The organism is Hymenobacter oligotrophus, assembly GCF_003574965.1.
Classification (GTDB): Bacteria; Bacteroidota; Bacteroidia; order Cytophagales; family Hymenobacteraceae; genus Solirubrum; species Solirubrum oligotrophum.
The window spans coordinates 1628327-1640235 of the sequence record NZ_CP032317.1; the positions used below are offsets into that span (position 1 = coordinate 1628327).

The following is an 11909-nucleotide window of genomic DNA, read 5'->3' on the forward strand; positions in this document are numbered from 1 at the left end:
GACTTATGAAACGTATCCTTCTCCTCTCCGCGCTGGCCGCTAGCTTGCTTGGCTGCGCCAAAGAAGACATCGTTATCTGCGAAACCGACGGTGGCGTGGTGCCGCCCGTCACGCCTCCCGTCAAGCTCACCAGCATTGCCGCTTTTACTGGCCGGTACGGGGCCGCTCCGCAGCTTTTCTCGCTGTCGGCGCGCACCGCGCAAACCGTGGTAACCGCCAAAGGCAACCGTTTCAGCTTCGCGGCAAACAATTTCATCCGAACCGATAACCAGCCGCTGTCGAACAGCCCCGTACGGGTGCACATCCGCGAGATTATGGGCAAGGCCGATATGGTGCTGTCGGCCATGCCCACGGTGGCTCAGCAAGGCGAGTTGCTCGAATCAGCCGGCGAATTTCAGATTCAGGCCACGCAGGATAGCGTGCCGTTGCGCATCAACGACACCACGCGGGTACGCTTCCAAACGGTACTGCCACCCGTGCTCAACTCGCAGCAGGGCATGCAGCTCTTCGCGGGCAACGGCGTAGGGGGCGGGGCAGCGGGCTGCTTTAGCTGGATTGCACTGCCGAACGCGCCTTTTTTGGCTACGGGCAACGGCTTTGCCGGCTCGGTGCAGGGCTCAATCATGAACGCCGGCCTGGGTTGGATTAACTGCGACCGGTTTGTGGGCCTGCCCATCTCGCCGCCCCTGCCCATCGCCATCAACGCCCCCAACGTCGGCAAAACCAAAACCGCCGTCTTTGTTGTGTTCGATGAGCTAAACGCCGTGCTGCAGCTTTGCATCGACGGCAACAACAACTTCACGGCCAACCAACTGCCCACGGGCGCCAAGGTAAAGGTGCTGGTCATCCACATCGACAACGAGCGCGTGTATTACGCCAAGCAAAGCCTGGTGGTGGGCTCCACCACGGCCGTTACCCTCACGCCCACCGAAACCGATGTTACGGCCATGGTGGCCGACATCCGCACGCTGTAACCAGCCTTAGCCTACCTTATTCCGGTGTTCGATACGGGCCGGCTCCTAGCACCTAGGGGCCGGCCATTTTTTGTGCTAGACTACTTCGCCGCCAATTACCACCTGCGCCACCGGGTTTTCGCCCAGCCAGTACGGCAGCTCGCGGTAGTCGGGCACGTGCAGCAGCAGCACGTCGGCGCGTTTGCCGGGCTCCAGCGAGCCGCAATCCTGCTGCCGGTCGATGGCCCAGGCGGCGTTGAGGGTTACGGCGGCCAAGGCTTCGCGCGGGGTCAGGCCCATTTTCAGGCAGGCAACCTGCAAGGCCAGCCACAGGTTTTTGCTGGGGCACGAGCCGGGGTTGAAATCGGTGCTGATGGCCACGGGCAACCCGGCATCCACAAACTGCCGACCGGGCGCGTACTGGGCTTGGCGCAAAAACATGGGTACCAATGGCAACAACACCGCCACGGTGCGCCCTTGGCCCGCGGCAGCCACGTGGGCGGCGCCCTCGGGCGTGAGGTAGTCGCAGTGGTCGACGCTGGTGGCGCCCAGCTCGGCGGCCATCAGGCAGCCGCCTAGGTCGTGCAGCTGCTCGGCATGGATCTTCAACTTAAAGCCTAGGTCGCGGGCGCGCTGCAGGTAGCGGCGCGCATCGGCCACGCCAAAGGCGCCTTCCTCGCAAAACACATCCACGAACTCGGCTGCGCCTTGCACTTCGGGCAGCACTTCGGCCGCCAAATACGCGAGGTAATCGGCGGGGCGGCCCTTGTACTCGGGGCCGGGCACGTGGGCACCTAGGAAGGTATTGACGATGCGCACGGGCTGCCGCTGCCCCGCTTGCCGGGCCACGCGCAGCAGGCGCAGCTCGGTGGGTTTGTCGAGCCCGTAGCCGGTTTTGGTTTCGAGGGTGGTTACGCCGTAGTGCCGGAAGCCTTTGAGGTGGTGCAGGGCTTGGGCGAGCAGCTCTTCATCCGAAGCCGCGCGGGTTTTGCGCACCGTGCTCAGGATGCCCCCACCCGAGGCCAGGATATCGAGGTACGACTCGCCCTGCAGCTTGCGCTGAAACTCATCGGCGCGGTTGCCGCCAAACACCAAGTGCGTGTGGCACTCCACCAAGCCGGGCATCACCACGCGCCCCGTGGCCTCGATGATGCGGGTGTCGGGGCCGATCAGCGCCTCGTCGAGCTCGTGCATTGGGCCCACGGCGGCAATGCTGCCGCCGTAGCAGGCTACGTACCCTAGGTCGATGATGCGCCACTCCGACATGGCAGCACCAGCCAAGGGCTTATCGGGGGGTGGGCCGACCAGCGTGAGCACCTGCGCGGCGTTGCGGATGAGCAGCGAGTAGGGTTGGGCGATGGGCACTGCGCAGCGAAACCTAGGCTTGGGGTTGGGTGGCGCGGCGGGTGGCGCGCGTCATCTGCTTGATGTACTCGACGCGGCGGAAGCGCAGCGCCGACCAATCGTCGTCAATAGCAATTTGCCGCACCGGCTCGAAGCCGAGGGCGTGCAGCGGCGCCCAGCCGGTGTCGCGGTTGAAGTCGCAGCGGTACATTTTGCTGGTGCCCTTGGGGTAGGCAAACCACACGGCCGCGTCGCCGGCCGCTACGGCGGCTACCTGCGGAGCCAGCTGATCGATTTCGGCCTGCTGCGTAGCAAACACCAAAGCGGCATCCACGTTGTCGGCGGCAGCAGCATCCGCCACCACAGTGCATTGGGCGCGCATGTCGGCCAGCAGGGGCTGCAAATCGGCGGGCAGCTGGAGCACCAGCACCACGGTGCCGGGCTTTAGCAGCATTTTCTCGACGGCTGATTTCATGGCGCTAAAGGTAGCAGAAGTAACTTCTGATGCCCTAGGTGCCCGGTGGTGTTACGCCTGCCAGGGCCTCACCTCGAAGCCGCCATCGGCCCCAATGCGCACGTAGTACAGCTCATCGAAACCCTCGGCGTAGGTGGGCAACTCGAGGCGGCCTCTCGTGCCTAAAATACCTTTGGCGGGCACCTGCTCCGGCGCGGGGCGCTGCTGGTTGCGGAGCAGGGCCTCGCGCGGCACCGATTGAAAGTAATAGCCCACCACCTGGTAGCCAGCCTGCCGGGCTGCGGCAATGTACACCTGCCGCTCGGCCGCCGTGGGGTTGGTGTTATCCACCACAAAACGGGCCTGGGTTTCGAGGCAAAACTGCAGCAGGCGCCGCTCGCGGTTGCGGGTGCGGAGCAAATCGAGGCTGATGCGCACGTGCGAGTTGAAGAACCGCTGCTTGTAGAACGTGGACTTGCCCGTGGCCTGAATACCACAGAAAACGATGGCCTGCATAGCGTGAAGAAACAGAGGCGGTTACCTACCGCAAATTATTGGTAGTCCTGAAGACGAGGTTCGTATACTTTTTCCAACTCGTCTTTGGTTTTCACTACCTCATCTGATTATTATAGACGAACTTAACCGCAAGAGCCCATGAGACCTATTGCCAACTCACTGCCCCTGCTCACGATAGTCTCTGCGCTGCCCAACGAAGCCGTTGAACGTTCTATTCGGCCCACCGATGAGGCCACTTTTGTGGTTAGCCCCCTGCGGATACAGGCAAGCACGCCAAGCCCCAAAAGCAGCGCTGCCTCCACGGGCTTTATGGTAGCATCGTCGGCCGAGCCCGAGCCCACACCGCCCGAAGCCACCAACCCCAAGCTGCACAAGTACGACGAGTTCGTGAAGTTTTACCTCGATTGCATGAACCGCGCCTAAGCCACGCCAGCCCTTGCAACCGCGCTACTCCCTCCCGCGGTTGCGCGTACGCCCGGCTGCGGCTGCCCATCGGGCGGCTGCAGCCGGGCGTATTTGCTGTTGCGTGCGCGGTGGCCCTAGGTCCAGTACTTCACGGGCGCCTGCGGGAAGCTCTGCTGCCACTCGCTGTAGAAGAACTCCTTGAGGCGGCGCATGTCGTCGGGCTGGTACACGTACTTGTGGCTGCCAAACTTATTGCGCTTCACGGTGCGCTTGGCCTCGTCGAGGTCGAGGGAGGTGTTGGGATACCACTGCAGCAGCATGTCCTTGGAGCCGGGCGTAAAGCGGTGGCTGATGAACTCGGCCGTGAGGTCGCAGTCGAAATCGAGCGTAGCCTCCAGGCGGTCGAACAGCTGGCGGTACTCCTGCTCCCAGTTAGGAATGGGCATGATGGGCGCCAGCACCACGCCCACGGGGTAGCCGCCACCGCCCTGCTCCTTGGGCAAGGCCAACTGGCGCAAGGCCTGCAAGCGCGCTTCAACGGAAGCCGTGCCGCCCTCGAGCTTGCGGGCTACCGACTCGGCGTTGAGGCTGACGCGGGCCCGCGTGTGGCCGTTGTGGGGCAAGTCGAGCAACGAACCCACCTGGTCGTACTTCGATACGAAGCGCAGGCGGGCACCCTCGCGCTGCCCGTAGTAGCGTACGCACTCGGCCAGGCTGCCGGTGAGGTGCTCAATGCCCAGCACATCGGTGTAGCAGCTCACCTCGAAGCTGGTAAGCCGTCCGGACTGCTCGTAGCTGGCGGTGTTTTGCAGCAGGCTGGGCAGGTTGGCAAACACGCGCACCACCGGCGGACCCTGCAGCGAGCCTGCCAAGTAGCAGTACTGACAGTGCGCGGGGCAGCCTTCGGCCAGGTTCATCTGCCAATCGGCCGAAGGGGGCGTGGGCTGCAAGCGCAGCGCACTCGGCGGCGCCTTCACCACGGCCAGCGTGCTTTTGGCACGGCGGTAAGTGTCGCGTTCGTCGGTGCCGCGCAAGCCGGTAAGGCGGTTGCTCTTGAGCACCTCCACCTCCAGGTCGTGCTGCAGCACGCGCTGATATATCTGCTGGCCAAACTCTTCGTCGAGGGCGTCGGGCGTGAAGAGCACGCGCTTAGGCAGCCAAAGCTTGGCGCTGTGGGTGCGTACCAAAGGCTCGGGCTGAGCAATGGCCGGGGCGTTGAGAACGGGTAACGTGAGCTGGTCGATCATCATTAGCCACAACACCGCGCAAGCATTATAAGCTCCATTCAACACATCAAATACTCAATATTTACTCACTGATATACAATAACTTATAGTAACATTTGCTCATACATAATGCTAACCTTTTTACCAGACTACCTGCCCGTTTTGCACGGTGCGTAAAACCCTGCCGAACCAGCGGCAAGGCCCAAGCCAAACCCGCCTTGGCCGTTGCCGGCTTAGCCCTAGGTGCCTCGCGGTGGCCCGGCCCGAGGCACCTAGGTGGCAGTAATTGTTAGCGCCATCGGCACGCCACCCCATTCAGTGGCCCCTACGCCTCTTCGGCTGCACCGCGAACAATACGGTTGGCCACAGTGGCCTTCGGCCTGGCGCATGGTTCTTTCGATGCTAATTACCTAGCAACCGTAATTCCGTCATCAGCTAAGCCAATTCTGAAATTTCAGCTCAAGAATTAACTCAGCCAACATTTATTTTGATTTTTACTTCAATACTTACACAGTAAGTATTTGAAAAACAACATTGTATTTAAGCAAGTACAACCATAACAACGCCTCGATAGTTAAGGCAATATGCCTGCTATTGACGCTCCACTTATCCTCACCCTTTCGCTCGACAAAAAGTCGTTCGACTACTTCAACGCCTTGCGGCAGAAGCACTTTCCGCCGGAGCGCAACTACCTCGACGCCCACTTTACGCTCTTCCACCACCTGCCCAGCGCCGAGTACGATGCCATTACCGCCACGCTGGCAGCTCGGGCCCACGCCCAGCCTCCCCTACCAATGCGGGTAACGGGGTTGCAGTTTTTGGGGCGTGGGGTAGCGTTTGCGCTCGAGGCCCCCGAGGCCGAAGCTTTGCACCGCGAGCTGCAAGCTCTGTGGCGCGAGCAGCTTACCCCACAAGACCAGCAGCGGCGGCGGCCGCACGTTACCATTCAGAACAAGGTAACGCCCGCTGCGGCCCGCCAGCTGTACGAGCAGCTAAGCGCCTCGTTTCAGCCGTTCGAGGCTACCGGCACGGGCTTGCAGCTGTGGGCTTACCGCAACGGCCCTTGGGAGCTGCTGCGAAGTTTCGCGTTTGGCGCCTAGGTTTGCGGCGCGCTCCGTGCCGGGGCAACCCCGCGTTTAGCGGCGCGTTCGTACGGTCATCCACCCTTCCGCAAGCCCATGAAAGCTCTGCTGCTCATCGACATTCAGAACGACTTTGTACCGGGCGGGGCGCTGGCCGTGCCCGGGGGCGACCAAATTATTCCGCTGGCCAACGCGCTGCAACCGCGCTTCGAGCTGGTGGTGGCCACCCAGGATTGGCACCCGCGCACGCACAAAAGTTTCGCGGCCAACCACCCGGGCAAGCACGAGTTCGAAACCACCGAATTGCACGGGCTGGAGCAAGTGTTGTGGCCGGTACACTGCGTGCAGGGCACGTCCGGCGCCGAGCTGCACCCGGCACTCGACACGCAGCGCATCGAGGCTATTTTCCGGAAAGGCACCGACCCTGAAATCGACAGCTACAGCGGCCTGTTTGACAACGGCCACCGGAAGGCTACGGGCCTGGCCGATTACCTGCGCGGCAAAGGCGTGCGGCAGGTGTACGTGGCCGGCTTGGCCGGCGACTACTGCGTGTACTTCACGGCCAAGGATGCCCTACGCGAGGGCTTCGAGACTTACCTGATTGAGGATGCCGCGCGGCCCATTTCGGCGGAGGGTTACGAGCAGGCCAAGGCTGATATTGAGCGCCTAGGCGGCCGGTTGGTAAGCAGCGCCGCGGTGCTAAGCCAGCAAGCCGCCACCTAGGCTATTTTGGTTTTGCGCACGGGGCTGTACACCGCCCGCAGCCCCAATAGGAGTGCAATGGGCCGCAGCAAGCCAAACAATATGTTTTGCACCCAGCGCGGCGGCTCGGCAAGCCGAAACTCACCCTCGAACTCGCCGGCCAACAGCGACGATTGCAGCACGCCGGGCACGCCGCCGGGCGTTACCAACCCAGCCTGCGCCAGGGTGAATACCGTTTCCAGAAACTCCTCGGTGCGCAGGGCGGGCCGGGTAGTCCAGCGCACAGTGGCGCGGGCTTCGGAGCTGTTCCACATGCTGTGTACTTGGCCGGGCGCAATGCGTAGCTCCTCGCCGCAGCGTAAGGTGCGCAGGGTGCCATCGAGGCGTACCGTTACCTCGCCTTGCAGCACCTCGAAATGTTCTTCTTGCGTGGGGTGAAAGTGCGGCTGGGGCTCGAGGCTCCGTCCGCGGTAGCTTGATTCGACGACCAACTCGGCGCCGCAGCTTTGGCGAGTAGTCGTCAGGAAATAAATGCTTTGTCCGGTAATCGGGTTTTCGATGAACTGACCTTGATAAGCCATGGCGTTGCACAGGTAGATAGGCGGAAAACAAACGGGATAGGTGGTGGCTAGGTAAGCGCCCTAGGTGCGCAAGCAGGCAAGTCAATTCGCCAACCAGTAAGGGCAGTGGCCGCGAAAATTCATCTAAATTCTCCCTGCAAAAATACCGTGCGCAAGCAGCTGCGTCATCCACATAAACATGTGAAGCCGGGTGGTTTAGGCCTCGCATAGCCATGTAGCCGAGCTGCTGCGGCCACAACCTTTGCCGTAGGCGCGGGGTACAGCATGAAGCCTGCCGCTGGCCGGCAGCGGCCTACCTATGCTGTTCTGCTTATGTCCGACCTAGGCCTCGACCTCCCCTACCAGCTCGATATTGCCTTACGCACGGCCGCCGTAATCCTGGGCGGTTTGGCGGCCGGGCTGCTGCTCAAGCTGGCCATCTTCGCGGTGTTGCGTACCTACAGCCACCGCCCCAACGACCCCGTGCTGCTGCAATCGGTGGTGCGGCGGCTGAAGCGCCCGAGCGGCTACTTTTTGCCCGTGCTGGTGCTGTCGTTTGTGCTGCCGCTGGCCCCGCTCGCGCCCAAGCCTTTCGAGGTAATGCGCCGAATCGTAGAAACCGGCCTGATTACCTCGTTTGCGTGGTGCCTGGTGCGGCTGGTGCGGGTGGTGCAAGACATGGTGCAGCACCACTACCGCCTCGATGAGGGCGACAACCTGCGCGTGCGCAAACTGTTTACGCAGTTGCAGTTTGTGCGCAAGTTTGTGGTGTCGCTGATCGTGTTTCTGGCCGTGGCATTGGTGCTGATGAGCTTTGCCACAGTACGCAAAATTGGTACGGGGCTGGTCACCTCGGCGGGCATCGCCAGCGTAATTGTGGGCTTTGCGGCCCAGCGCTCCATCAGCAACTTGCTGGCCGGCTTTCAGATAGCCTTTACCCAACCCATCCGGCTCGACGACGTGTTGGTGGTGGAGGGCGAGTGGGGCCGCGTAGAGGAAATTACCTTCACCTACGTGGTGCTGCGCATCTGGGACGAGCGCCGTTTGGTGCTGCCGCTCAACTACTTTATCGAGAAACCTTTCCAGAATTGGACGCGCACTACCTCGCAGCTGCTCGGCACCGTGCACCTGCAAACCGACTACACTATTCCGGTAGACGAGGTGCGAACGGCCCTGCAGCGCATTGTGGAGCAAAGCCAGTACTGGGATAAGCGCCTGTGCGTGCTGCACGTAACCGACTCCAAAGACCGAACCCTGGAGCTGCGCGCCCTGGTTAGTGCGGCCAGCTCGGGCGACATTTGGGAGCTGCGCTGCGAGGTGCGCGAAAAGCTGCTCGGCTTTGTGCAGCAGCATTACCCGCAGTGCCTGCCCCGCATCCGTACCAGCACCCCGGAGCCTAACGCCCTAGGTGCTGCCGCCGAAGCATAGCCCCAATCAACAGACCAGCTAACCACCAAGCGCTTCCACTCCGGCCAGAAATGCGCTTGTTCAACTCAACAAAAAAAGCTGCGTTTTCGGTGCTTAAGGCCAGAAGTCGCACTTAGGAGTTGCCAAAGCCGGCCTCCCGCTAGCCGTTTGCCATGCCCTAGGTGCGGTGCCACCGAGGAGCTTGCGGCACCAATCTTGTTCGTTTCGCATTGCGTATCTTGGGGGTGCCAACTGGCTCGGTTACCCTACTCCGCTGCCTTATGAAATTTCGCTTTTTCGTTGCCCTAGGTGCCCTGCTGCTCTCGGCCGGTGCAGTGCTGGCACAAGATGCCCAAGAGGCGCCTGCGCTGGGTTTGCGCGCGCCGCTGGTGTCGTACAACGTGCAAGCCGGGGCCTCGTTTGCGGGCCGCTACGGCTCGGCTTCCTACCTCAGCCCGCAGGCCAATTTTCAGGTAAGCAACCGCCTCACGCTGTTTGCCGGCGGCACGTTTATGCGCCTGATGCCGGGTGCGGCGCACTACCCCGCCAGCACCGAGGGCGGCGCGCCGCGCGCCAGCCTGCGCAACGGCACCAACCGCTACCTGCTCTACGGCGGCGGCACCTATGCCCTCAGCCCGCGCCTGGCCCTTACCGGCAGCGCCTGGAAAGACCTGACGCCCGGTTTGCCCAACATGGGCCCGGCCGTAAATCCTTACGCGGGCTTCGGCAACCTAGGGCAGGGCGTAAACCTGCGCGCCGATTACAAACTCACCGAGAACATCTCGGTTTCGGGTGGGGTGCGCGTGGTGCAGGGCGCCTCCTCGGCGCCGGGGCTCAACCCCATACTTTACTCGCCCGTGGGGTACTAACCTAGGCGGCCTGATACTCAGAAGGAAAGCAAAGCCCGGAATTTCTCCGGGCTTTTTCTTTGTTTGATGCTCTACATTTGCGGCCCGAATAGGTGCCGTTGGGGGCTGTGGGCGCAAGCCACGGCCTGCGTGGCGGGCTAGTTGGCCAGTTGCTGCATCAGCCAAACCCGCGCTTAGCTGCTGCGGCCGGCCCCTACGGTCGGCCTTTTGGCGTGTGGCCTCGCCCGAGTTTGTGGCCCCCAACCAAATACCTTTTTGCGCGTTGCACGTATTCTGCAAGGCTTTCCCCAACGCCTCATGACTTCTATAGATAACTCTTCCGAACAATCCCTCGACGTAGTGCTCGTTGGGGCCGGCATCATGAGTGCCACCCTGGGCATGATGCTCAAGGAGCTGCAGCCCGAGCTGAGCATTGCCGTGGTGGAACGCCTCGACGTAGCCGCGGCCGAAAGCTCCGACGCCTGGAACAACGCCGGCACGGGCCACTCGGCCTTTTGCGAGCTGAACTACACCCCCGAAAAAGCCGACGGCTCGATTGACACGAGCAAGGCCATCAAGATTGCCGACCAGTTCGAGCAGTCGAAGCAGTTTTGGGCTTTCCTTGCCGAGAAGTACCAGGTAACCGGGCTCAGCCGCTTCATCAACCACATTCCGCACCTCAGCTTTGTGTGGGGCGAGGAGAACGTGAACTTCCTGCGCAAGCGCCACGCGGCCCTCACGCAGTCGCCGCTGTTCAAGGGCATGGGCTACTCCGAAGACCGCGAGCAACTGCTGAAGTGGATGCCCTTGGTGATGGAAGGCCGCGACCCTAGCCAGAAGGTAGCCGCTACCTGCATGGACATGGGCACCGACGTCAACTTCGGCTCGCTCACCCGCGGCATGTTTCACTTGCTGCAGGAGAAGCCCAACGTAGCCTTCCATTTCAACCAAGAGGTAACCAAGCTGCGCCGCAAGGACGACGGCACTTGGCGCATCAAAGCCAAAGACCGCGCCACCGGCGACACCCTGAAGCTGCGGGCCCGCTTTGTGTTTATTGGGGCGGGCGGGGGCTCGTTGCCGCTGCTCATTAGCTCGGGCATTCCGGAGGCCGCTGGCTTTGGCGGCTTCCCCGTGAGCGGCCAGTGGCTGAAGTGCGTGAACCCCGAAGTAATTGAGCGCCACCAAGCCAAGGTGTACGGCAAGGCCGAGGTAGGCTCGCCGCCCATGTCGGTGCCGCACCTGGATACCCGCATGATCAACGGCAAGCGCGAGCTGCTGTTTGGGCCCTACGCCGGCTTCACCACCAAGTTCCTGAAGAAAGGCTCGTTCCTGGATTTGCCGCTGAGCATCAAGCTCAGCAACATGCGCCCCATGATCATTGCCGGCCTCAAGAACATCCCGCTCACACGCTACCTCATCGATCAGGTGCGTCAGTCGCCGGAAGACCGCTTTGCTTCGCTGAAGCAATACCTGCCCGAAGCCCGCTTTGAGGACTGGGAGCTGGAAATTGCCGGCCAGCGCGTGCAGGTAATCAAGAAAGACAAGAAAGCGGGCGGCGTGCTCGAGTTCGGTACCGAGGTGGTAGCCGCTTCCGATGGCTCCATTGCTGCGCTGCTGGGTGCCTCGCCGGGTGCCTCCACAGCCGTGAGCATTATGGTGGGCTTGATTGAGCGCTGCTTTCCGCAGCAGGCCCGCACGCCTGAGTGGCAGGCCAAGTTCAAGGAAATGATTCCGTCGTACGGCGTATCGCTGCACGAGCACCCGCAAATGGTGGAGGAAATCCGGGAGTACACCGGCCGCGTGCTGAACCTGATGGCGGCCGAGCCCACCGAGGCAAAGTAACCTAGGCAAAACCTTGAACCTAAACAGCAAAAGGGCCGCCCACGCGCACGTGGGCGGCCCTTTTGCGTAAGCAGCAAGGCGGCACCTAGGGCTAAATCAGGGGCTGCTCGTCTTCCACAAACGATTTGATGAGGCAAATCAGCGGCTCGTCGACCTCGGGGTGCACCACCGTGGGCAGCAGTTTCTGGTTGGCTTCGGCTTGGTCGATGAGGTGTCGGAAGTCGCCTTCGGCCACGTTCTGAAAGCCCATGGTCCAGTCCGAAAACATACGGTTTTCGATGGGGCCATCGGCCAGGGTAATCACGTTAGTGTGGCGTACGTCGTGCTGAATGGCCTCGTACAGCTCCTGCACCACCGGCTCCTCGCCTTCCAGAATCTGCAGAATGTTGCCATTGCTATACAGCAGCAGCCCGGTAATGCCGATGCGCCGGTTTTTGCGCCGCGCGTGGTCGAGCATCACCCACAGGGCTTCGGCTGAAAAAGGCTCGACGGCGGTGCTTTGGTATACGATGTGGTGCATGGTCGTAACCGGCTGCGAAGGAAATGGAAGCACGAGCCGCGGCTGCCACA

Annotated in this window: 13 protein-coding genes; 7 read left to right on the forward strand and 6 right to left on the reverse strand. The window is 61.9% G+C overall.

Annotation, left to right across the window (positions count from 1 at the left end; translation table 11 throughout):
* Positions 1-5: 5 nt before the first annotated feature.
* Complete coding sequence (locus D3Y59_RS06940) at positions 6-974, forward strand: hypothetical protein (protein ID WP_119444392.1); 969 nt, start codon at positions 6-8, stop codon at positions 972-974.
* A 75-nt stretch (positions 975-1049) separates the two neighbouring features.
* On the opposite strand, the gene hutI is transcribed toward D3Y59_RS06940, so the two are convergent.
* The 3 genes from hutI to D3Y59_RS06955 are packed head-to-tail and all read right to left on the reverse strand — an operon-like array spanning position 1050 to position 3267.
* Positions 1050-2318 carry an imidazolonepropionase gene (gene hutI, locus D3Y59_RS06945; protein ID WP_119444393.1) on the reverse strand — a complete coding sequence of 423 codons (1269 nt, stop codon included), beginning with the start codon at positions 2316-2318 and terminating at the stop codon, positions 1050-1052.
* Between the two features lie 13 nt (positions 2319-2331).
* Entirely contained in the window at positions 2332-2772 is a 441-nt protein-coding gene (locus tag D3Y59_RS06950; protein WP_119444394.1) for a hypothetical protein, read from the reverse strand.
* Positions 2773-2823: 51 nt separating this feature from the next.
* Positions 2824-3267 carry an AAA family ATPase gene (locus D3Y59_RS06955; RefSeq protein ID WP_119444395.1) on the reverse strand — a complete coding sequence of 148 codons (444 nt, stop codon included), beginning with the start codon at positions 3265-3267 and terminating at the stop codon, positions 2824-2826.
* Between the two features lie 138 nt (positions 3268-3405).
* Here D3Y59_RS06955 and D3Y59_RS06960 point away from each other — a divergent pair, with 138 nt between their 5' ends.
* On the forward strand, positions 3406-3690 hold the full coding sequence (locus tag D3Y59_RS06960; RefSeq protein WP_119444396.1) for a hypothetical protein: 285 nt from the start codon (positions 3406-3408) through the stop codon (positions 3688-3690).
* A 116-nt stretch (positions 3691-3806) separates the two neighbouring features.
* On the opposite strand, the gene D3Y59_RS06965 is transcribed toward D3Y59_RS06960, so the two are convergent.
* The gene (locus D3Y59_RS06965; RefSeq protein ID WP_240410563.1) at positions 3807-4922 is read right to left on the reverse strand and encodes a spore photoproduct lyase family protein; all 1116 of its coding nucleotides are present in this window, start codon (positions 4920-4922) and stop codon (positions 3807-3809) included.
* A 560-nt stretch (positions 4923-5482) separates the two neighbouring features.
* Here D3Y59_RS06965 and D3Y59_RS06970 point away from each other — a divergent pair.
* On the forward strand, positions 5483-5998 hold the full coding sequence (locus D3Y59_RS06970; RefSeq protein ID WP_119444397.1) for a 2'-5' RNA ligase family protein: 516 nt from the start codon (positions 5483-5485) through the stop codon (positions 5996-5998).
* A 78-nt stretch (positions 5999-6076) separates the two neighbouring features.
* Positions 6077-6703, forward strand: coding sequence for a bifunctional nicotinamidase/pyrazinamidase (gene pncA, locus D3Y59_RS06975; protein ID WP_119444398.1), 627 nt, complete (start codon positions 6077-6079; stop codon positions 6701-6703).
* On the opposite strand, the gene D3Y59_RS06980 is transcribed toward pncA, so the two are convergent.
* Positions 6700-7263 (reverse strand): cupin domain-containing protein, encoded by a 564-nt coding sequence (locus D3Y59_RS06980; RefSeq protein WP_119444399.1) that lies wholly within the window; start codon positions 7261-7263, stop codon positions 6700-6702. The genes pncA and D3Y59_RS06980 overlap by 4 nt on opposite strands.
* Before the next feature lie 312 nt (positions 7264-7575).
* On the opposite strand from D3Y59_RS06980, the gene D3Y59_RS06985 reads away from it, so the two are divergent.
* The 3 genes from D3Y59_RS06985 to D3Y59_RS06995 all read left to right on the forward strand — a co-directional run bounded on the left by D3Y59_RS06985 (position 7576) and on the right by D3Y59_RS06995 (position 11339).
* Positions 7576-8670 carry a mechanosensitive ion channel family protein gene (locus D3Y59_RS06985; protein WP_119446367.1) on the forward strand — a complete coding sequence of 365 codons (1095 nt, stop codon included), beginning with the start codon at positions 7576-7578 and terminating at the stop codon, positions 8668-8670.
* Positions 8671-8930: 260 nt separating this feature from the next.
* Entirely contained in the window at positions 8931-9518 is a 588-nt protein-coding gene (locus D3Y59_RS06990; RefSeq protein ID WP_119444400.1) for a hypothetical protein, read from the forward strand.
* A 297-nt stretch (positions 9519-9815) separates the two neighbouring features.
* A complete protein-coding gene (locus D3Y59_RS06995; RefSeq protein ID WP_119444401.1) occupies positions 9816-11339 on the forward strand; it encodes a malate:quinone oxidoreductase in 1524 nt (507 codons plus the stop codon).
* A gap of 91 nt (positions 11340-11430) precedes the next feature.
* On the opposite strand, the gene D3Y59_RS07000 is transcribed toward D3Y59_RS06995, so the two are convergent.
* On the reverse strand, positions 11431-11859 hold the full coding sequence (locus D3Y59_RS07000; protein WP_162910612.1) for a BLUF domain-containing protein: 429 nt from the start codon (positions 11857-11859) through the stop codon (positions 11431-11433).
* Positions 11860-11909: the final 50 nt, after the last annotated feature.

Coding starts and splice junctions, on each gene's coding strand:
- D3Y59_RS06955 (WP_119444395.1), bottom strand. CDS start 3,267: ATGCAGGCCATCGTTTTCTGTGGTATTCAGGCCACGGGCAAGTCCACG.
- D3Y59_RS06990 (WP_119444400.1), top strand. CDS start 8,931: ATGAAATTTCGCTTTTTCGTTGCCCTAGGTGCCCTGCTGCTCTCGGCC.
- D3Y59_RS06995 (WP_119444401.1), top strand. CDS start 9,816: ATGACTTCTATAGATAACTCTTCCGAACAATCCCTCGACGTAGTGCTC.
- D3Y59_RS06950 (WP_119444394.1), bottom strand. CDS start 2,772: ATGAAATCAGCCGTCGAGAAAATGCTGCTAAAGCCCGGCACCGTGGTG.
- D3Y59_RS06985 (WP_119446367.1), top strand. CDS start 7,576: ATGTCCGACCTAGGCCTCGACCTCCCCTACCAGCTCGATATTGCCTTA.
- D3Y59_RS06965 (WP_240410563.1), bottom strand. CDS start 4,922: ATGATGATCGACCAGCTCACGTTACCCGTTCTCAACGCCCCGGCCATT.
- D3Y59_RS06960 (WP_119444396.1), top strand. CDS start 3,406: ATGAGACCTATTGCCAACTCACTGCCCCTGCTCACGATAGTCTCTGCG.
- D3Y59_RS06980 (WP_119444399.1), bottom strand. CDS start 7,263: ATGGCTTATCAAGGTCAGTTCATCGAAAACCCGATTACCGGACAAAGC.
- pncA (WP_119444398.1), top strand. CDS start 6,077: ATGAAAGCTCTGCTGCTCATCGACATTCAGAACGACTTTGTACCGGGC.
- D3Y59_RS06970 (WP_119444397.1), top strand. CDS start 5,483: ATGCCTGCTATTGACGCTCCACTTATCCTCACCCTTTCGCTCGACAAA.
- D3Y59_RS06940 (WP_119444392.1), top strand. CDS start 6: ATGAAACGTATCCTTCTCCTCTCCGCGCTGGCCGCTAGCTTGCTTGGC.
- D3Y59_RS07000 (WP_162910612.1), bottom strand. CDS start 11,859: ATGCACCACATCGTATACCAAAGCACCGCCGTCGAGCCTTTTTCAGCC.